The sequence below is a fragment of the Streptomyces sp. NPDC046716 genome (assembly GCF_040645755.1).
Lineage (GTDB): Bacteria > Actinomycetota > Actinomycetes > Streptomycetales > Streptomycetaceae > Streptomyces.
The window spans coordinates 16,070-34,872 of sequence record NZ_JBEYYU010000081.1; the positions used below are offsets into that span (position 1 = coordinate 16,070).

19 protein-coding genes are annotated in these 18,803 nt (G+C 71.4%); 3 read left to right on the forward strand and 16 right to left on the reverse strand.

Features of this window, described 5'->3' with window-relative positions:
- Positions 1-86: 86 nt before the first annotated feature.
- A complete protein-coding gene (locus ABZ930_RS37235) occupies positions 87-1,808 on the forward strand; it encodes a serine/threonine-protein kinase (RefSeq protein ID WP_361558511.1) in 1,722 nt (573 codons plus the stop codon).
- A 10-nt stretch (positions 1,809-1,818) separates the two neighbouring features.
- Here the strand turns inward: ABZ930_RS37235 and ABZ930_RS37240 are convergent, their stop codons facing one another.
- From ABZ930_RS37240 to ABZ930_RS37290, 11 genes are all read right to left on the reverse strand, one after another.
- On the reverse strand, positions 1,819-2,433 hold the full coding sequence (locus tag ABZ930_RS37240; RefSeq protein WP_361558514.1) for an OmpA family protein: 615 nt from the start codon (positions 2,431-2,433) through the stop codon (positions 1,819-1,821).
- 1 nt (position 2,434) lies between these two features.
- Complete coding sequence (locus tag ABZ930_RS37245; RefSeq protein WP_361558517.1) at positions 2,435-3,019, reverse strand: hypothetical protein; 585 nt, start codon at positions 3,017-3,019, stop codon at positions 2,435-2,437.
- Between the two features lie 21 nt (positions 3,020-3,040).
- The gene (locus ABZ930_RS37250) at positions 3,041-3,649 is read right to left on the reverse strand and encodes a pilus assembly protein TadG-related protein (RefSeq protein ID WP_361558562.1); all 609 of its coding nucleotides are present in this window, start codon (positions 3,647-3,649) and stop codon (positions 3,041-3,043) included.
- Positions 3,646-3,849, reverse strand: a complete 204-nt coding sequence (locus tag ABZ930_RS37255) for a hypothetical protein (protein WP_361558565.1) — start codon at positions 3,847-3,849, stop codon at positions 3,646-3,648. The genes ABZ930_RS37250 and ABZ930_RS37255 overlap by 4 nt, the downstream gene beginning before the upstream one ends.
- A 218-nt stretch (positions 3,850-4,067) precedes the next feature.
- Positions 4,068-4,970, reverse strand: coding sequence for a DUF5936 domain-containing protein (locus ABZ930_RS37260; RefSeq protein ID WP_361558520.1), 903 nt, complete (start codon positions 4,968-4,970; stop codon positions 4,068-4,070).
- A 6-nt stretch (positions 4,971-4,976) separates the two neighbouring features.
- Positions 4,977-5,927: a type II secretion system F family protein gene (locus tag ABZ930_RS37265; RefSeq protein ID WP_361558523.1), complete on the reverse strand. Its 951-nt coding sequence runs from the start codon at positions 5,925-5,927 to the stop codon at positions 4,977-4,979.
- A gap of 28 nt (positions 5,928-5,955) precedes the next feature.
- Positions 5,956-7,314 (reverse strand): CpaF family protein, encoded by a 1,359-nt coding sequence (locus ABZ930_RS37270; RefSeq protein ID WP_361558526.1) that lies wholly within the window; start codon positions 7,312-7,314, stop codon positions 5,956-5,958.
- A gap of 1 nt (position 7,315) precedes the next feature.
- Positions 7,316-7,645, reverse strand: coding sequence for a TadE/TadG family type IV pilus assembly protein (locus tag ABZ930_RS37275; RefSeq protein ID WP_361558529.1), 330 nt, complete (start codon positions 7,643-7,645; stop codon positions 7,316-7,318).
- Positions 7,646-7,722: 77 nt separating this feature from the next.
- Entirely contained in the window at positions 7,723-9,318 is a 1,596-nt protein-coding gene (locus tag ABZ930_RS37280; protein WP_361558532.1) for an AAA family ATPase, read from the reverse strand.
- Positions 9,319-9,659: 341 nt separating this feature from the next.
- A complete protein-coding gene (gene cpaB / locus ABZ930_RS37285) occupies positions 9,660-10,382 on the reverse strand; it encodes a Flp pilus assembly protein CpaB (RefSeq protein WP_361558535.1) in 723 nt (240 codons plus the stop codon).
- A 60-nt stretch (positions 10,383-10,442) separates the two neighbouring features.
- A complete protein-coding gene (locus tag ABZ930_RS37290) occupies positions 10,443-11,390 on the reverse strand; it encodes a hypothetical protein (RefSeq protein ID WP_361558538.1) in 948 nt (315 codons plus the stop codon).
- Positions 11,391-11,633: 243 nt separating this feature from the next.
- On the opposite strand from ABZ930_RS37290, the gene ABZ930_RS37295 reads away from it, so the two are divergent.
- Positions 11,634-12,659: a chitinase gene (locus ABZ930_RS37295; protein WP_361558541.1), complete on the forward strand. Its 1,026-nt coding sequence runs from the start codon at positions 11,634-11,636 to the stop codon at positions 12,657-12,659.
- A gap of 63 nt (positions 12,660-12,722) precedes the next feature.
- Here ABZ930_RS37295 and ABZ930_RS37300 read toward each other — a convergent pair whose 3' ends face one another.
- The 5 genes from ABZ930_RS37300 to ABZ930_RS37320 form a co-directional block, all read right to left on the reverse strand.
- Positions 12,723-13,274: a hypothetical protein gene (locus tag ABZ930_RS37300; RefSeq protein ID WP_361558544.1), complete on the reverse strand. Its 552-nt coding sequence runs from the start codon at positions 13,272-13,274 to the stop codon at positions 12,723-12,725.
- 144 nt (positions 13,275-13,418) lie between these two features.
- Positions 13,419-14,906 carry a gluconate:H+ symporter gene (locus ABZ930_RS37305; RefSeq protein WP_361558547.1) on the reverse strand — a complete coding sequence of 496 codons (1,488 nt, stop codon included), beginning with the start codon at positions 14,904-14,906 and terminating at the stop codon, positions 13,419-13,421.
- A 141-nt stretch (positions 14,907-15,047) separates the two neighbouring features.
- Positions 15,048-15,464 (reverse strand): RidA family protein, encoded by a 417-nt coding sequence (locus tag ABZ930_RS37310; RefSeq protein WP_351448599.1) that lies wholly within the window; start codon positions 15,462-15,464, stop codon positions 15,048-15,050.
- On the reverse strand, positions 15,461-16,228 hold the full coding sequence (locus tag ABZ930_RS37315; protein ID WP_361558550.1) for an IclR family transcriptional regulator: 768 nt from the start codon (positions 16,226-16,228) through the stop codon (positions 15,461-15,463). Before ABZ930_RS37315 ends, ABZ930_RS37310 begins: the two co-directional genes overlap by 4 nt.
- Complete coding sequence (locus ABZ930_RS37320) at positions 16,225-17,259, reverse strand: sugar kinase (protein WP_361558553.1); 1,035 nt, start codon at positions 17,257-17,259, stop codon at positions 16,225-16,227. Before ABZ930_RS37320 ends, ABZ930_RS37315 begins: the two co-directional genes overlap by 4 nt.
- A 133-nt stretch (positions 17,260-17,392) precedes the next feature.
- Here ABZ930_RS37320 and ABZ930_RS37325 point away from each other — a divergent pair, with 133 nt between their 5' ends.
- On the forward strand, positions 17,393-18,670 hold the full coding sequence (locus ABZ930_RS37325) for an amino acid deaminase (RefSeq protein WP_361558556.1): 1,278 nt from the start codon (positions 17,393-17,395) through the stop codon (positions 18,668-18,670).
- The last annotated feature ends 133 nt before the right edge of the window (positions 18,671-18,803 follow it).

Here is an 18,803-nt window from a genome sequence, read left to right on the forward strand (position 1 = left end):
GGCGACATAAGCTGCTGCTTCACGTGCAGGGGTCAACCAACGGTTGACCGGGGGCTCAGGGGCGCAGGGGAAGGGGCCGGGGGAACATGGATCTCAGGGGGGACGCGGGGCAGGCGGGGGCCGGGGCGGGTTTCGGGCCGTTGCAGGCCGACGATCCGGTGGAGGTCGCCGGTTACCGGCTGGCGGCGCGGATCGGCGCGGGCGGCATGGGCCGGGTCTATCTGTCGCACACGCAGGGCGGCCGCCCCGTGGCGCTGAAGGTCGTCCGCTCCGAACTGGCCGACGACCCCTCGTTCCGGGGGCGCTTCCGTCGGGAGATGGAGGCGGCGCGGCGGGTGCGGGGCGCGTACACGGCCGAGCTGATCGACGGTGACGCGGACGCAGATCCGCCGTGGCTCGCCACGCTGTACGTGCCCGGGCCCTCGCTGTCGGAGGCGGTCGCGCGGCGCGGCCCGCTGCCGGTGTCGGCGGTGCTGTGGCTGATGGCGGGCGTGGCCGAGGCGTTGCAGGCCATCCACACCGCCGGGGTCGTGCACCGCGACCTCAAGCCGTCGAACGTGCTGCTCGCCGCCGACGGCCCGCGCGTGATCGACTTCGGCATCTCGCTGGCCTCGGGCCTGAGTTCGTACACGGCGACGAGCGGCGGCCTCGCCATCGGCACGCCCCAGTACATGGCACCGGAGCAGGCGTCCGGCGCCGAGGTCACGCAGGCGACGGACGTCTTCGCGCTCGGCCAGACGGCGGCGTTCGCGGCGCTCGGCGCTCCGCTGTACGGCGACGGCCCCGGGGTCACCGTCCTCTACCGCATCGTCCACTCCCGGCCCGATCTGTCGCCGCTCCCCGAGGAGCTGCGTCCCCTGATCGCCCGCTGCCTGGCCGCGGATCCGGCCGACCGGGCCACGCTCACGGAGATCGTGGACTGGTGCCGGCAGCGGCTCGGGAGCGCGGTGGACGCGGGCGCTGTGTGGCGGGAGGTGCTGGGGCCGGAGGTGTCGGTTCCGGGGCCGGTGGCGGTTCCGGTGGCGGCTTCGGGTCCTGGTGGTGGTGGTGCTGGCTCTGGTTCGCATACGACTCCGTTCACCGTGGTCGCGTCGCAGGGGCCCCGGGACCCGTGGGCTCCGCCGACCGAGCCGAGCGGGCCGCCTGTACGAAGACGCGGTGCCCGCCTGGCGGTCGGCGCGGCCGTGACGGCGGCGGTGCTGGTGCTGTCGGTGCTGGCGTGGACGGTCATGGACGCCGGTGGGGTGTTCGGCCGCGACAGGGGAGACGGCGGATCGGCGAAGGGGAACGGCGCCGGGGCGTCGGCGAGTGGCACCCCGTCCGCGTCGGCGTCCGCGCCGGAGGTGAACGCGGACGTCGCCGACGACGACTCCGGCAAGACGGCCGGGGCGGCGGGCTCCGACGCCGCCGCCTCCTCCCCGGCCGCCGAGCCGACGGTTCACGGGGAGTCGCAGATGTGGCTCGACGCGAAGAACTCGCTGAGCTTCGACGCCCCGTACCAGCGCAAGGACCGCAAGGGGGAGATCCGGTTCTCCTGCAAGCAGGCCGGCTGCGAACTGACCAGCGAGACGGCCGTGTTCATGCAGATCTTCGACAAGCCGGACGCCGACCGCGAGATGTGCGATCTCATGACCAAGACCTCGACCGGCAAGAAGAGCCATACGTGGCCGCTGGCCGCCTCCGCGGTCGGTACCCAGTTCTGTGTCCGCAGCGGTGACGGACGGCTCGCCTCGATGGTCGTCGACGTGAAGTCGACCGCCATGCCCGACATCGCGTTCCTGAACGTGGACATGGCCTACTGGAAGTAGTCCCGGCTGCTCAGCCGCTCTTGGGGAACGAGACCTCCACGCGCCGGTTCTTCTTGCGGCCTTCCTCGCTGCCGTTGTCCGCGATCGGGTAGTCCTCGCTGTAGCCCCGGACCTGGAAGGTGACGTCGCCGCCGGACGCGCCGAGGGCCGTCGTCAGCTGATCGTGGACCGCCTCGGCGCGCTTCTTGGAGAGCGTCAGGCCGTGCGCGTACGAGCCCAGGTTGTCGGTGAACCCGAACACCCGGACCGTCGCCGCCTTCTGGGACTTGATCTCGTCGGCGATCGCCTGGATGCGGGACTGTGCGTCGGGGTTGAGCTTGGCGCTGTCCTTCGCGAAGAGGACTTCGGCCTGGAGGGCGAACGTCACGGTCTCGTTGGTGTCGGAACGGCGTTCGTCGCCGGAGAGGTCCTCGACGACCGACTTGATGTCCAGCACCTTGGCGGGCGCCAGCGTGGCGCCGTCGGCGAGCTTGAGGCCCGGGCTGTTGGCGTCGACGTCCGGGGGCGCCGACGTGGTGGTGCTGCCGGGCGGGGACGAGGGTTTGTCGTCGGCGTGGGCCACCGTGGTGCCGGTGGCGAGCAGGAGGACCGTGAGCGTCGCGGCGGTCAGGTGGGTGCGGGGCATGTCATTCGCCCTCGGTGATGTCGAGTTGGGCCGGGGGCATGGTGGGGATCTGGAGTTGGACGGAGGTGGTGCCCTCAGGGGGCGCGGGGAACTGGACGAACCAGTCGGACGACTTGCCCGGGTCGATACCGCCCTGGAACTTGGTGCAGAGGCAGCGTCCTTGGGTGTCCCTGAGGACCAGGTACCTCTTCTTTCCCGCCTGATCGACGATGCTGGCCCCGGCCATGGAGGCAGCATTCCCCTGCAACTCGCTCTCGTCGCTCTTCCACTCGGTGGCGAGCCAGATTCCGGATGTCCCGTTCATCACGGTGCCGCTGACCGTGACGTAACCGCCCTGGTCACGCGTGGCCGAGGTCACCGTGAGAGTGATGCCGTTGCTCTTCACCTCTGCCATCGTCTGCTCGGCGTCCGACGATGGTGAGGCCTTCGGCTTGTCGCCGGCGCCGCTCTGCTTCGCAGAGGACTGTGGGGCCCCGTCGCCCTTGTCGTCGCCGCCTCCGCAGCCTGTCGCGGAGACGACCAGGCCCGTCGTGATCGCCACCGCGGCCAGTGCCCGGCGGGTCGTCGTAGTGCGCCGAAGGTTCATAGCTACGGCTTCCCTCTCTCGTCAGTCGGCCAGGTGGACGGAGAACAGGGCCGACGCGTCGGGCAGGTCCTCCAGGTCGAAGTCCTCGGGGTCGATCTCAAACGGCGTTCCGTCGCAATTGAGTTGGACGGCCTCTTTGAAATCCGCATCCGCGGGAATCTCGCAGCGGGGCTGGACCACCGCGGTGGCGTGCGCCGTGGCGTGCTTGTTCTCCGTGCCGGGGATGACCGTGTCACCGACCGTGTAGCGCGTCCGAACCTCGACCCGGTAGCCCGGAAATCCGTTGACCTGTGTGGCTTCAGGGCCCGCGATGACATCGGCGTCGTTCTCAGCAGCCAGCTGTCCTGCTGCCGCCTGCGCATTGGCCCCGGCGACGTTCTGCCCTTCGAGCCAGCCGAACCAGTCGTCGCCGCCGTCGATGGCTTCCCCCAAGCCGTTCATCAACTCGTCGCGCGACGACTGTGCGGCTGCCAATGCCGCGGCGTCAGCCGCTGACTGGGCGCCGTTTCGCGCCGACGCGGCTTGCGCGAAGGCGAAGAAGGCAAGCGCGGCGAAGAGCAGAATTGCCGTGAGCCAGATGTAGATCGGAAGCGTGGACCCCCGGTCACCGCTGGGGAGAAACGACCTCAGCCGCCGCCCGTGACACGGGCAATCGCGTTGCCGATCGCTTGAGAGATCTTGCCGTCGAGGCCCAACGCGTCGATCGCCAGGAAAATCCCCGCGATCAGAATCATCAGCCCTGCATACTCCACGAACCCGGCCCCAGAATCTCGCCGCGCCCCGCGAACCCGCTCCGACACCGAAATCGTCCACTTGACCCACACCCCGATGAGCCGATCCCTGGTCACGATCTCTCCTTCCCCGTGCGACGGCCACGCTCGCGCGCGTACCGTACGCAACGTACGCGACCAGCAACCGCTTGTACTCGGATTCGACAATTAACTGCTGTCGTTTGACCGTAAGTTCATGCGGGGATGTCCGTCGCATTCTCGCCCCCCTCCGCATCGCGTTCGCAACTGCCAACCGCGGTCGGGAACACTCTAGCCAGTCAACGCCCCAGTATTGAGCCGAAGTTGGAGCCAGATCCCAGGAACATGCCGGTGCCGATCAGGATCATGGTGGCCGGGAGCATGAAGACCAGGGTGACCATCGTTGCCTTCGGGATGGTTTTCGCGGCTCGGCGGCGGGAGTTCTGGGCGTCCGTGCGGCGCATGTCCGTGGCCAGTTGGATGAGGGTGTCCGCGATGGGGGAGCCCAGTTCCTCGCCCTGTTGGAGGGCCGAGACGAACTGGGCGACCTGTTCGGAGGAGTTGCGGCGGCGGAGTTCGTCGAAGGCCTGGCGGCGCGGGACGCCCATGTCCATCTGGCGCAGGGTGATGCGGAGTTCGTCCGCCCAGGGGCCCTCGTACTTCTCCGCCACCCGGTCGAGTGCCTGGCGGAAGCCCAGGCCCGCCGAGACGACGACGGCGAGGACGTCGAGGAAGTCGGGGAGCGTGCGGTCGATGACGTCCTTGCGTTCGCGCACGGCCTGGAGGATCAGCGCGTCGGCGGCGAGCGCGCCGAAGGCGAACGTGAAGAGGGCGAACAGGGGCCGGCCGACGGAGAGGAAGACCAGGCCCATGACCAGGCCGAAGGCGCCGTAGACGGCGCGGCGGGCCGCGTACCGGTCGATGGTCAGGCCGCCGGGGTTGCCCGCCATGTCGATCCGGCGGCGCTTGGCGTCGACCCGGCGCGGGCCCATCAGACGCAGGACCAGCGGAGCGAACCGCATGCCCAGGCGGTCGACCGCCGAGGACGGCGCGGAGACGCGGGTGGCGCCGACCTCCAGGGCGAGGGCGAGGTCGCTGGGGATCTTGGCGTCGGCACGGTACATACGGACGCCCAGGAAGACGCCGAGGACGGCCAGGCCCATGAGGAGGGCGAGGAGAAGGCCGAGGAGGGTGGTGGACATGGCGCCTCAGACCTCGATCTTTCCCAGGCGGCGGATGACGAAGAAGCCGATCGCGTAGAGGCCGAGCGAGACCAGGACGAGGGTCTGGCCGATCGGGGAGCCGGTCACCCGGGCCAGGGCGCCGTCGTTCGACGCGTTGACGAGGATCAGCGAGCCGAGGCCGAGCAGCGGGACCGTGAAGGCGGTGGCGTTGACCTCGGAGAGCATGGTGCGGATCTCGCGCCGGGTCTCCTTGCGGTCCTCCAGGGTCTGGGTGAGGTTGCGCAGGGAGGAGACGACGGTGCCGCCCGCCTTGTTCGCCAGGACGAGCGTCGTGACCAGGACGATGAGTTCGCGGGAGGGGAGGCGGGCCGCCAGTTCGTCGAGGGCGTCGTCCACCGAGTGGCCGAGGGACAACCGGTCGGCCACGCGGGAGAGTTCCTCGCCCGCGGGGGCCTCGAGCTCTTCCGCCGCCATCGCCAGGGACGTGCGCAGGGCGAGACCGGCGGCCGTGGCGTTCGCCAGGAGGCGGGCCACGTCCGGGAGTTGGTTGATGAACGCCTCGATGCGTTTCTGGCGCTGCCAGTTGAGGAAGATGACGGCGCTCCAGACCCCCACCGCGCCCGCGATCGGCCCGAAGAACGGGGCCAGGGCCGTCGCCGCCACCACCCACAGGACGACGACGAGCACGGCCACGTAGACGAAGAACTCGCCCGGGGTGAGGTCCAGGCCCGTGGCCGAGAGGCGCAGGTGCAGCGCCTTGCCGAGACGGGTGCGGCGCAGCCTGCGGTCGACGGAGCGGAAGCGCCGGGTCCGGCCGCCCGCGCCGCCGCCGTAGCCGCCGGCCGGGTAGTCGTCGAGGCGGTCGACGAGCGCCTGGCGCTGGGCGCGCCCGGACGCGTAGACGTGGACGCCCGCGACGGCGACGACGCAGGCCAGGACGGTGGCGGCGAGGGCGATGAGGACCGGGTTCGTCATGCCGCACCTTCCGCCGCGTGGTCGGACGTCATCCCGTGGCCTCCCTGGTGTTGAGTACGTCGACGGACTCGACCACCCCGAAGGCCGGCGGGACCGACTCCCCCGCCACGTACAGCCGGTCGGCGACGCGGCGCGGCAGCGGCAGGTGCTCGTAGTAGCCGTGGACGCGGCGCGGGCCCGCGTCGCCGTAGGTGTGCGGCTGGGCGGCGAAGCGGGTCACCGTCGCGATCGTGAACTGTTCGCGGCCGTGGCTGACGAGGAGGGCGATCTCGGTGACCCGGCGGGAGCCGTCGGCGTGCCGGGTGAGCTGGACGAGGACGTCGACGGCCGAATTGATCTGGTCGCGCAGCGCCTCGAACGGGACGTCCACCTCGGACATCGAACCGAGCGTCTGGAGACGGGTGAGGGCGTCCTCGGCGGTGTTGGCGTGGACCGTGGCGAGGGAGCCGTCGTGGCCCGTGGACATGGCTTGAAGCATGTCCAGCGTCTCGCCGCCGCGGACCTCGCCGACGATGATGCGGTCGGGGCGCATGCGCAGGCTGTTGCGGACGAGGTCGCGGATGGTGACCTGGCCCTTGCCCTCGACGTTCGCCGGGCGCGATTCGAGGCGGATGACGTGGTCCTGCTGGAGCTGGAGTTCGGCCGAGTCCTCGATGGTGATGATGCGTTCGTGGGGCGGGATCAGCGCGGAGAGGGCGTTGAGGAGGGTCGTCTTGCCCGAGCCGGTGCCGCCGCTGACGATGATGTTGAAGCGGGCCCGGACGCAGGCCGCGAGCAGCATCAGCATGTGCTGGTCGAGGGAGCCGAGGTCCAGGAGTTCGTTGAGGCTGTACGCGCGCGGGAAGCGGCGGATCGTGAGGGTCGCGCCGGTGAGGGCGAGCGGCGGGATGATCACGTTGACGCGTTCGCCGGTGGGCAGGCGGGCGTCGACCATGGGGTTCGACTCGTCGACGCGGCGGTTGACGGTCGACACGATGCGCTCGATGGTCTGCATGAGCTGCTCGGACGACGCGAAGCGCATCGGGAGCTGTTCGACCCGGCCCGCGCGCTCCACGAAGATGGCGTCCGGGCCGTTCACCATGATCTCGGTGATGGAGGCATCCGCGAGGAGCGGTTCGAGGATGCCGAGGCCGAGTGCCTCGTCGACGACCCGGCGGATCAGCTGGGTGCGTTCGGTGGAGGAGAGGACCGGGCCCTCGCGGCTGATGATGTGGCCGAGGACGCGCTCCAGGCGGACCCGGCGGTCCGTCGCCGCGAGGGTCGACATCTCGGCGAGGTCGATCTCTTCGAGGAGCTTGGCGCGGTAGACGGCGACGAGGCCGTCGTCGCGGGACGGTTCGCCTCCGGCGGGGTCGCGGGTGGCGACCACCCTGGAGCGCAGGCTCATGTCAGCTCCCCTGGTCGGTCTGGTCACTGGGCATGGTCACGGTGCGGGTGATGTTCCATCCGTCGAAGAGGGGGATGATCGCGGGGACGCGGACGGTGACGGTGCAGGTCACCAGCGGGTTGCCGCCGCATGCGCCCGGTGCCGGTTGCAGCCAGCCGCTCACCGACGCGGTCGCCGCCGCCGGGCCCGACCCGGTGTTCAGGGACTCGGCCCGTGCTCCGGCGCGGGCGGCGCTGCCCGCCTGGTTGGCGCCGTAGCCGACGAGGCCCAGCTGGATCACGGCCATGCCGATGACGAGGAGGAAGGGGAGGAAGCCGGCGAACTCCAGCATGGAGACGCCCCGGTCGTCCTTCAGGCGCGGGTACGTTGTGGCTGGTCGCGCAGTTCCCCGCGCCCCTATGGGACGCTTCACTGGCCCTGGGCTTTCTCTGTCGCCGCGCCCGCTTCGCCCGTGACGGACCAGCCCGGGTTCACTCCGGGGAAGAACAGGGGGACGTCCACTTCGACGGTGGCCTTCATGACCGTGCCGTCGGGGGCGCAGCTGATGGCGGCGCCGCTCCAGGCCGACGGGAGGTTCTTGCGGCCGGCGGTGTCGCAGGCGCCTGCCACGTCTCCGGTGCCGGCCTGGGCCGAGGTCGCCGCCCGGGCCGCCTCGTCCGCCGCGTTCCCGGCCAGCGAGTACGTGTATCCGTACAGGACGCACTGCCACAGCAGGCCCATGACGACGAGCACCAGCGGGAACATCGCGGCGAATTCGAGGGTGACGGCGCCCTTGTCGCCGCGGCGGCGGATGCGGCGGCCGCCCGTCGCGTCGGGGGCCGGGGCGGCGACCAGGCCGAGTTCGCCGGCCAGGGTCCACATGGCCTGCTTCACCGTGGAACGGTTGTCGAGGTCCTGCATGCGGCCCGCGTCGACCGCGGCCTGGAGTTCCTTGAACGCCGCCGGAACGGTCGTACGGGCCGTCTGCGTGCCCGTGACGCGCTCCACCAGGGTCGGCTGGATCTCGGCCGAGCGGGCGTACCGGTTGACGACCGTCAGGGTCTCCTCGGCCTTGCGGATCTGGAGCCGGTCCCAGAGGCGGATCATGCGCTTGGCGGCGCGGACGGCGACGACGTCCGGGGTGACCAGGAGGGCGGCCTGGTCGGCGAGTTCGATGGCGGCGGCGTTGGCGGCCCCCATCTGCGTACCGCAGTCGACGACCACGATCTCGTACCGGGCACGCAGGGCGTGGACGACCTGGCGGGCCACGCGGTCGGTGATCTCCTCGCCGCGTTCGCCGTCGGCCGGGGCGAGGAGGAGGTCGATGCCGGTCTCGTGGGTGAAGACGGCGTCCTGCAGGACGCGCGGGGTGATGTCGGTGATGGCGGCCAGGTCGGCGACGGAGCGGCGGAACTGGACGTCGAGGTAGGAGGCGATGTCGCCGGACTGGAGGTCGAGGTCGAGCAGGGCGACCGAGTGGCCCGACGCGCGGGCGGCGAGGGCGAGTTGGACGGCGGTGAGGGTGGTGCCGACGCCGCCCTTCGCTCCGGTGACGGCGACGACGCGGCCGCCGGTGCCGCCGGCGGGGACGAGTTCGTTGCCGGTGCCGCCCGCGAGGTGGCGGCGCATGCCGGCGGACCAGGAGGCGGCGGCGTGGACGCGTTCGGCGAGGGCGTCGTAGCTGAGCGGGAAGGCGACGATGCCGCGCGCTCCGCTGTCCATCGCGGCGGTGAGCAGGGCGGGGCTGGTGTCGGCGGTGACGAGGACGACGCCGACCGCCGGGAAGCGCAGGACGAGGTCGCGGATGAGGTCCAGGGCCGGTACGGGGCCGATGCGTTCGTGTACGAGGACGACCTCGGGGAGTTCGTCCAGGGACTCGGCGGCCAGGCGGGCCAGGAGGTCGAGGAGGGCGGTGGAGTCGGGGACGGGGGGCGCCGGTTCCGTGTCGGGGAGCTGGGAGAGCAGGGTGATGAGCGCGCGGGCGCTGTCCGGGTCGCCGACTGCGGGCAGGATACGGGTGGTCACCGGGCCTCCTCGATGTACGGGTCCCCCGGTCCGCGCTGCGCGCACCGCCCCTCGAACACTCCCCCGGCACCTGCCGCCTTGCCCACCCGTGCCGCCCCAGGCGGCAGACTGCCCAAGGCGGCGAACACGCCCCCGGCACCTTCCAGCACAGCCCCGTAAGGGGCGCGGGGAACTGCGCGAGCAACCACACCCGGCCGGCACCCGACCGACCGACGCAAGCCCCCACCAGGGGCGCGGGGAACTGCGCGCTCAGCCACGACGCGCGCGCACCCGACCAACCGACGCAAGCCCCCGCCAGGACCACGGGCAACCCTGCGCATCATCAGCACCCGACCCACCCCCTACTTGTCCTGGTCCAGCGAGTACGTCCGGTCCCCCGGAGGGACGGCCCCGTCGCTGCCCGGCGCCACCAGCGCCAGCCGCACATGGGTCGCGAACGACTCGGCGTACGCGACCCGTTGAGCATCCCCGGCGCTGAGCGCGAACGTGATCGGCACGGCCTCCCCCTGCCGCCGCACCCCGGAGTTGTCGGAGGCGTTGGCCCCCTGCTGGTCGATCGGCGTGAGCTTGCCGACGTCCATGACCTCGGCGCTCTCCACGATGACCTTGGACTGGTCGCGCTGCTTGTCGTTCGCGGCCTTGAAGGTGGCGTAGATGTTCACCTTCGAGCCGGGGTTGATCTTTCCGGCGACGCCCGTCTCGGCGTCGATCATGATGGCGATCTCCTGCTGCCCCGCCTTGAGCTGCGGCCGGGAGACGATCATGTCCTCCTGGAGCAGGGAGCCCTTCTTCAGCTGGGTGACGGCGATCTTGCCGCGGATCTGGCCGAGCCCGGTCACGGCCGTGGACGACAGCCAGCGCTCGGGCATGTCGACCTTCTCGAACTGGTCCGCCGTCAGTTCCTTGTACGGCGCGATGTCCTGCTTCAGCCGGTACGCGGTCTTCTCCGGTCCCACCTTGGAGTTCACGTCACGGATCACCGACAGCACACCGGCGAACGCGCCGACGGCACACAGGGCCGAGACGACCAGGAGGATGACGCCGCGGCGCTGTCGTGAATTCATGGACGGGGCAACCTCGTTGGTAGGCGGACAGGAGGGGGCGGGAGGGCGGAAGGGGGCGGGTCAATGAGGGCCGCGTGGCAGCGCGGCCCGTGCCGAGGCCGCCGCCGGCCGCAGCACCGCGGCCGACCGCCGGCCCGTCACCCGCTCGGGCGGCGCGTCGACGGGCAGCGGCGCCGCGCAGAACCCGCAGCGGTCACCGATGAGTTCGAGCCCGCACCAGCGGCAGTCCTCGCGCCGGACGGACGACACGAGCTGATAGAGCACGGAGATGTCGGGGATCGCGGCGGCGAACTCGACGATCCGGCCGGGGCTGCCGGGCTTCCCGGTCGCCCACCACCGCGCCGACTCGGCGGGCAGCCGCGCCTCGGTCACCCCGTGCACCCGCCAGGACGGGGCGAGCTCTCCGGTGACCCAGTCGGCGGACTGCTGCCCTGCGGCGTAGAAGAGATGGGTGCCGAAGGAGGGGCCGCTCGGCGCCTCGCCGGCCGCCCCGGTGAGCCGGACCAGTTCGGGCTGGGGCGAGGCGACGACGGCGAACTGGGCGCCCGGCGACCAGGACTTGGCGTGCGCGCGCAGGGTGACGGGGACCCGGTCCAGCTTGGCGACGGAGCCGACGACGGCGCCCGCGTACACATAGTGGGCGAGCAGCCGCGCGGCCGAGGCGAGGACGCCGGGGCTGAAGTCACAGATCGACAACTGGCGCAGTTGCAGGGCGAGTACGGCGAGGCCGAGCGGCGGCAGCTCGGGGCGCAGAATCGCGATCCGGTCGCTTTCGAGCACGGAACGGATCGCGTGCAGTCGGTGCAGGACGGTGTCCGGTGCCGACTGCGGACAGAGCAGGATCACATAGCCGTGCTGTTCGATCAGGGTGTGGACGTCGGTGATCGCGCGGTCGAGCGGATACCGCTCCTGCGGCTCCCCCACGGGCAGCACGGAGGCCGTCGGGGTGTGCCGGTCCGGCGAGATGAGCACCAGGTCGGGGTCGGTCACGGCTATGGCGGTCGGCACGCGCGCACCCCCGGTCGCTCTGTGTGCTCCTCCTGACGGCGTTCTGCCTGAGCACCATATCCACGTGAGCGCTCCTGAACACCCAACTTCTCACTGTTCATGGCCGGATGGGCGGGAGTTGGCCCGGAACCGTCACCTCCGTACTGTCCGAACCCTTGACACGGGCATTGGTCTGGACCAGTTTGTATCTCCAGCAGCTGCTTCCCCAACTCCCCCACGGATCCCCCCACTCGGAGGCAGAGAATGACGCACTCCCACCGCCGGAGCGGCCGGCTCGGCACGTTCATCGGCGGGTTCACGGCCGTCGCGCTCGCCGCGACCGGCCTGTTCATGACCACGACCGGCAGCGCGGACGCGGCCCCCACCGCGCAGAGCGCCGCGGCATCGGTCCCCGCCCACGCGGTCACCGGCTACTGGCAGAACTTCGACAACGGCGCCGCGGTCCAGAAGCTCAGCGACGTGCCGGCCGACTACGACATCGTCGCGGTCGCTTTCGCGGACGCCACGACGACACCGGGCGCGGTCGACTTCACGCTCGACTCGGCGGGCCTGGGCGGCTACACCGAGGACGCGTTCAAGGCCGACATCAAGGCGAAGCAGGACGCGGGCAAGTCGGTGGTCATCTCGGTCGGCGGCCAGAACGGCACCGTCTCGATCAACGACTCGGCCTCCGCCGCCAACTTCGCGGACTCCCTCTACGCGCTCATGCAGGAGTACGGCTTCGACGGCGTCGACATCGACCTGGAGAACGGCCTCAACTCCACCTACATGTCACAGGCGCTGGAGTCGCTGGCGGCGAAGGCGGGCAGCGGATTCGTGCTGACCATGGCGCCGCAGACCATCGACATGCAGTCCACGTCCGGTGAGTACTTCAAGACCGCGCTGGCCGTGAAGGACATCCTCACCGTGGTCAACATGCAGTACTACAACAGCGGTTCGATGCTCGGCTGCGACGGCAAGGTCTACAGCCAGGGGACGGTCGACTTCCTGACCGCGCTCGCCTGCATCCAGCTGGAGGGCGGCCTCGACCCGTCGCAGGTCGGCATCGGCGTCCCGGCGTCGTCGAGCGCCGCGGGCAGCGGCTATGTCGCGCCGTCGGTCGTCAACGACGCCCTCGACTGCCTCGCCAAGGGCACCAACTGCGGTTCCTTCAAGCCGTCGAAGACCTACCCCGGCATCCGCGGGGCGATGACCTGGTCCACGAACTGGGACGCGACGGCGGGCAACGCCTGGTCCTCGGCGGTCGGCCCGCACGTCCACGGCCTGTAGTCCACGACCACCTGGCGACCCGGAACGGGCAGCGCCGCCGCTCCCCCGGCGGCGCTGCCCACGTCAGTCCTCGAAGTAGGCGTCCAGCGCCTTGTCGAGGCTCTCCGTCCACTCCTTGAGGCGGGACTTGTCGGGAGCCTCGACATCGTTCGGGTACCAGCGGCTGTTGGGCGTGTGGACCGTCACCGTGAGGCGCTTGCGCGAGGTGCCGTACTCGACCGCGCTGATCTCGTCCCAGGTGAAGTCGGCCTGCTGGTCGTCGAGGGTGTAGCGGACGCCGGTCGCGTCGACGGTGATGGAGCCGCGCCGGTCCTTGGCCTCCAGCGTGCCGCCGTCGGCCTTCGCCTCGGCGGCGGGTTCCTCCTCCGCCTCGGAGTCGGCCTCCTCGGCGTCCACGGCGTCCGCGGCGGCCACCGCGTCCTCGGGCGTCTCCTTCTCCAGGGACGGCCTGTCGGGCTCGTCGCGCGCGCTCACCTCCCCCGCGGACTCGTCCGCTTCCGCCTCGGTGGCCTGGGCGTCCTCGACAACCGTCTCCTTCACGGGAGACGTCAGACCGGGGACGGACGCCGGGTCGAAACCGGCGCCGGCGACGGGCGTGACCTTCTGACTGTCCATACGCTGCTCCACGCGCCGAAGTATGGCGGACGACTCTGTGTCCCGCGCCCCCCGGCCCCTCACGTCCTGGTCACGAACGGGCGGAACGGCGCCGCCGGCCACGGTGGGTCAGGGCGCCGTCCCGCTGGGTGACCGACTGGGCGACTACACGAACAGGCTGACCACGGCCGCCACCGCGAACCCGGCGACCGAGAGGACCGACTCCAGGACCGTCCAGGTGCGCAGCGTGTCGCGCTCGGTGATGCCGAAGTACTTGGCGACCATCCAGAAGCCGCCGTCGTTCACGTGCGAGGCGAAGATGGAGCCCGCCGAGATCGCCATGATGACCAGCGCGGTGAAGGCCTGCGAGTAGTGGCCCTCGGAGAGCAGCGGGGCGACGATGCCCGCCGTCGTGACGATGGCGACCGTCGCCGAGCCCTGGGCGACGCGCAGGACCAGCGAGATCAGGTAGGCGAGGACGATGACCGGCAGGCCCATGCCGTTGAACGTGTCGGCCAGGGCGTCGGCGATGCCGCTCGCCTTGAGGACGGCACCGAAGACACCGCCCGCGCCGACCACCAGGAGGATGTTGCCGACCGGCTTCAGCGACGCGGTCGACACCGTCTCCAGGGACTTGCGGGACCAGCCGCGGCGGATGCCCAGGAGGTAGTAGGCCATCATCAGGGCGATCGTCAGCGCGACGAAGGGGTGGCCGAAGAACTCGATGACCGAGCGGCCCGTGGACGGGTCGAAGGCGATCGAGGAGAACGTCGCGAGGAGGATCAGCACCAGCGGCGTACCGATGATGGTGAACACGGTGCCCAGCGGGACCGGCTTCTCGGTCGGGGTGACGCCCGAGGCGCGCTGCTCGGCCTCCAGGGCGGCCTTCGCCTCCTCGGCGGCCTCCACCATGTCCTGCGGTACGGGGACGAAGATCCGCTTGCCGATCCAGGCGGCCCAGCCCCAGGCGGCGAGCACGGCCGGGATGCCGCAGACGATGCCCATGAGGATGACCCAGCCGAGATCGACCTTGAGCAGGCCGGCGGCGGCGACGGGGCCGGGGTGCGGCGGCAGGAAGGCGTGCGTCATCGACAGGCCCGCCAGCAGCGGCATGCAGTACAGGATGATCGACTTGCCGCCGCGCTTGGCGGCCGCGTAGACGATCGGCGCGAGGACGAAGATGCCGACGTCGAAGAAGACGGGGATGCCGAAGATCAGGCCGGTGAGGCCCATCGCGAGGGGCGCGCGCTTCTCGCCGAAGAGGTTCAGCAGGCGGGAGGCCAGGACCTCGGCGCCGCCGGAGACCTCAAGGACCGCGCCGAGCATGGTGCCCAGGCCGATGATGATCGCGACGTGGCCGAGGGTGCCGCCCATGCCGGACTCGATCGTGGAGACCGCGTCGGACTTCTGGACGGTGCCGAAGAGTTCGGTGACCGACAGGCCGGCGCCGAGGCCGACGGCTATGGAGACCGCGAGCAGGGCCACGAACGGCTGGATGCGCGCCTTGATGATCAGGAAGAGCAGCAGCACGATCCCGAGGAAGGCGACGGTCAGCAGACCGGCCGTGCCGTCGATGAGCGTGAGGATGCCGCCGGTGTGGGGTGGCGCCTCGGTGGTGGCCGCGAGCGGGGCGGCGAGTGCGAACGGGGACATCGTTGACCTCGTAAGTGCATGGGGCTTTCAGGGCAGGGGGGATCGCGGCACGGCGCACCGCGCTGCGGGAGCGGGTGTGCCGTGCCGTGACGACGTACGGCTTGCGGGTGGTTCAGAACGCGCGAACGCGCGGCGACGGGCTCAGCCGAGGACGGCGAGCGCGTCGATCTCGATGAGCAGGCCCTTGGGCAGACCGACGTAGACGGTCGTGCGCGCGGCGGCGGGGGCGGTCAGGCCCTGCTCCTCGAAGTACTCGTTGTAGATCTTGTTCATCTCGGCGAAGTGGTCGACGTCCGTCAGGTAGACGCGCATCATCATGACGTCGTCCCAGGTGGCGCCGCCCTCTTCGAGGATCGCCTTGACGTTGGCGAAGGTCTGGAGGGTCTGCTCGCGCAGGGTGGGGCCCGCGGGGGTGGGGGCCTGGCCCTCGACGGCCGGGAGGAAGCCGACCTGGCCCGCGACCTGAAGGATGTTGCCCTTCTTGACGCCGTGCGAGAACTTCGCGGGCGGGGTGGTGTGCGTGGCGGGGGTGAGTGCGGTCTTGGCGTTCTCGGTCATCGTGAACTGGCTTCCTTGGTTGGGGGGTTACCGGAGTAGTCCCGGCTGATCGCCTCCGCGGTGCGGCGCACGAGCGGAAGCAGGGTGAGGAGTTCCTCGGCGGTGACGACCACGTTCGGCGCGGAGACCGACATGGCGGCGACGACACGGCCGTCGGCGCCGCGGATGGGCGCCCCGACGCAGTTGATGGACTCCTCGTGGCCACCCAGGTCGGTGGCCCAGCCCTGTTCGCGCACCTTCTCCAGCTCCCGCAGGAAAGCGGGCGCGTTGGGGGTCGAACGGGCCGTGTACATGGGGTAGTCGAGCTTCTCCGCGAGGGCGCGGCGCTCGGCCTCGGACCGGTCGGCGAGCAGCAGCTTCGCCACGGCCGCCACGGTGATGGCGACGGGCTTGCCGATGCGCGAGTACATGCGCACCGGGTAGCGGCTCTCGACCTTGTCGATGTAGAGGACCTCGTGCTCCTCGTACACGGCGAGGTGGACCGTGTGGCCGCACTTCTCGTTGAGCGCGGTGAGGTGGGGGTGGGCGATCTCGCGGACGTCGAGGTTCTCGACGGCCTCCTGCGCGAGGGCGAAGAGGCGGGCGCCCAGGCGGTAGCGCTGGTCGGACTGGCGGTGCACGAGGCCGTGCTCGTGCAGGGTGCGCAGCAGCCGCAGGGCCGTGGACTTGTGGACGCCGAGCCGGTCGGCGACCTGGCCCAGGTCGGCGGGGCCCTCGGCGAGCAGCGGCAGGATGCTGAGCGCGCGGTCGACGGTCTGGCTCATGGCGTACGTACCTCCTCGGCGGCCCCGCTGTCGGCTGCTTCGGTCGCTTCGGTCCAGCCGGGGCCGAGGTGCAGTGTCCCCCACGCGTCCGCTCCGAGGGCGACCAGGCGGTCGGCGTGGGCGCGGCTCGGGGGCGCGGCGAGGTCGCCGGGGACGGTGAGGGCGGCGGCGGCCCACAGGTGGCCGTGGCGCAGCCGGGCGGCGGCGGGCAGTCCGCGCAGGGTCGCGGAGAGGAACCCGGCGGCGAAGGCGTCACCGGCGCCCACGGCGGCGACGACGTCGACACGGGGGGCGGGCTCCTCGTGGCGTCCGTGCCCGTCGTACGCCACGGCGCCGTCGGCGCCGCGCTTGACGACGAGGACGGCCGGCTCGGGCAGCGCGGCGCGGATCGCGTCGGGGCCGCCGGTGACGCCCCAGGCGTCCTCGGCCTCGTCCTCGCCGACGAAGACGAGGTCGGCGCGGCGGGCGAGGTCGAGCAGGACCCGCGCGTCCTCGGGGGTGCGCCACAGGCCGGGCCGGTGGTTGACGTCGAAGGAGACGGTGCCGGGGGCCGAGCCGTCGGTCAGGGCGTACAGCAGGTCCAGGCAGTCGGCCGAGAGCGCGGCGGTGATCCCGGACAGGTGCAGGACGCGTCCGGCGCGCAGCGCGTCGAGGTCCATGGTGGCGGGCGACATCGCGGAGGCCGCCGACCCGGCGCGGTAGTAGGCGACCTCGTGGGAGTCGCCGCCGCGGTCCCCGGCCGTGCGGAAGTAGATGCCGGTGGGGCGGGCGGGGTCGCGGCGCACGGCGTCGACGTCGACGCCGTAGCCGCCGATGGCCTCGACGAGGTGGTCGCCGAAGCCGTCGGCGCCGACCCGGCTGACCCAGCGCGTGCGGTGTCCGCCGGCGGCCAGCACACACGCGACGTTGGACTCGGCGCCGCCGATCCCGCGGTCGAAGGAGGGCACATCGGCGAGGCGTCCCGGCACGGTGGGCCGGAACGTGACCATGGACTCGCCGAGCGCGACGACGTCCACCGGCGTGCCATTCATGGGGCGTCCTCCTCGCGACAGGGAGGGCCAACGGCTTCGTTGACCCGGCATCGGCTCGGATGTTAGACAGCAGTGAGCGACATACGCAATGACCGTTGCAAATAATGCAACAGTCGGCCTCGAGGAGGGCACCATGACCGCCGACCGCCTGGACGAGCTCGCGCAGGAACGGGTGGACTTCCGCTTCAAGGGCCTGCCGCCCGAGGCCGAGGGCGCCACGGTCGGCGAACTCGCCGCCCGCCGCCTCAACCTCTTCACGGACGGCTTCACCACGCCCGTCCTCACGCTCTCCGCCGAGCGCCTGGAGCACAATCTCGCGCTGATGGAGACCTATGCCACACGGCACGGCCTCACCTTCGCGCCGCACGGCAAGACGTCGATGGCGCCACAGCTCTTCCGGCGGCAGATCGAGCACGGCGCCTGGGGCATCACCCTCGCCGTGCCCCACCAGGTGCGGGTGGCACGGCGGTTCGGCATCGAGCGGATCTTCCTGGCGAACGAGCTGGTCGACGCGGCCGCGCTGCGCTGGCTGGCCGGCGAACTCGACGCCGACCCGTCCTTCCGGTTCGTCTGCTACGTGGACTCCGTCCGCGGCGTGGAGCTGATGCAGGCCGCCCTGTCCGCGGCGGACGCGACCCGGCCGGTGGACGTGGTCGTGGAGCTCGGCGCCGGAGTGGGCGCGCGCACCGGGGCCCGCACGGAGGCCGAGTGCGCGGCCGTCGCCGACGCGGTGGCCGGTGCCGACCGGCTGCGGCTCGTCGGGGTCGCCGGGTACGAGGGCGAGGTGCCGGAGGCCGACGGCGAGCGGGTCCGCGCGTGGCTGCGGCGGCTGGTGGCGCTGGCGGCGGACTTCGACTCGGCGGGCCGATTCTCCGGTCTCGACGAGATCGTGGTCAGCGCGGGTGGCTCCGCCTGGTTCGACGCGGTGGCGGACGTCTTCGCGGAGATCCCCGAACTGACCGTGCCCGTACTGAAGTTGCTGCGCTCCGGCGCGTACGTCTCGCACGACGACGGCCACTACCGCCACCTCACGCCGTTCAACCGGGTCCCGGAGGAGGGCGCGCTGCACCCGGCGTTCCGGCTGTGGGCGCAGGTGGTGTCGCGTCCCGCGCCGGACCAGGCCTTCATCAACGCCGGCAAGCGCGACGCCGCCTACGACCTGGACCTGCCCGAGGCCCAGGCCGTCCGCGACGCGAGCACCGGCGCGGTGCGCGAGGCGGCCGGGGTCGCGGTGACGGGTCTGTCCGACCAGCACGGGTGGCTCCGCCTGGAAGCGGGCGCCGGGCTCGAGGTGGGCGACTGGCTCGGCATGGGCCTGTCGCACCCCTGCACCTCGTTCGACAAGTGGCAGCTGATCCCGGTGACCGAGGCCGACGGCACGGTCGTGGACTACGTCCGCACGTTCTTCTAGGCCGCACTTCGACCGCGGCCCGGTGGGGGCTGGTCGCGCAGTTCCCCGCGCCCCTGAGGGGCGAGCGGCGCCGGCCCACCAGATCCGCCGCCGCCGTGTCCCACCGCTCATGGGCGAAGGAGAACCCGGCGTC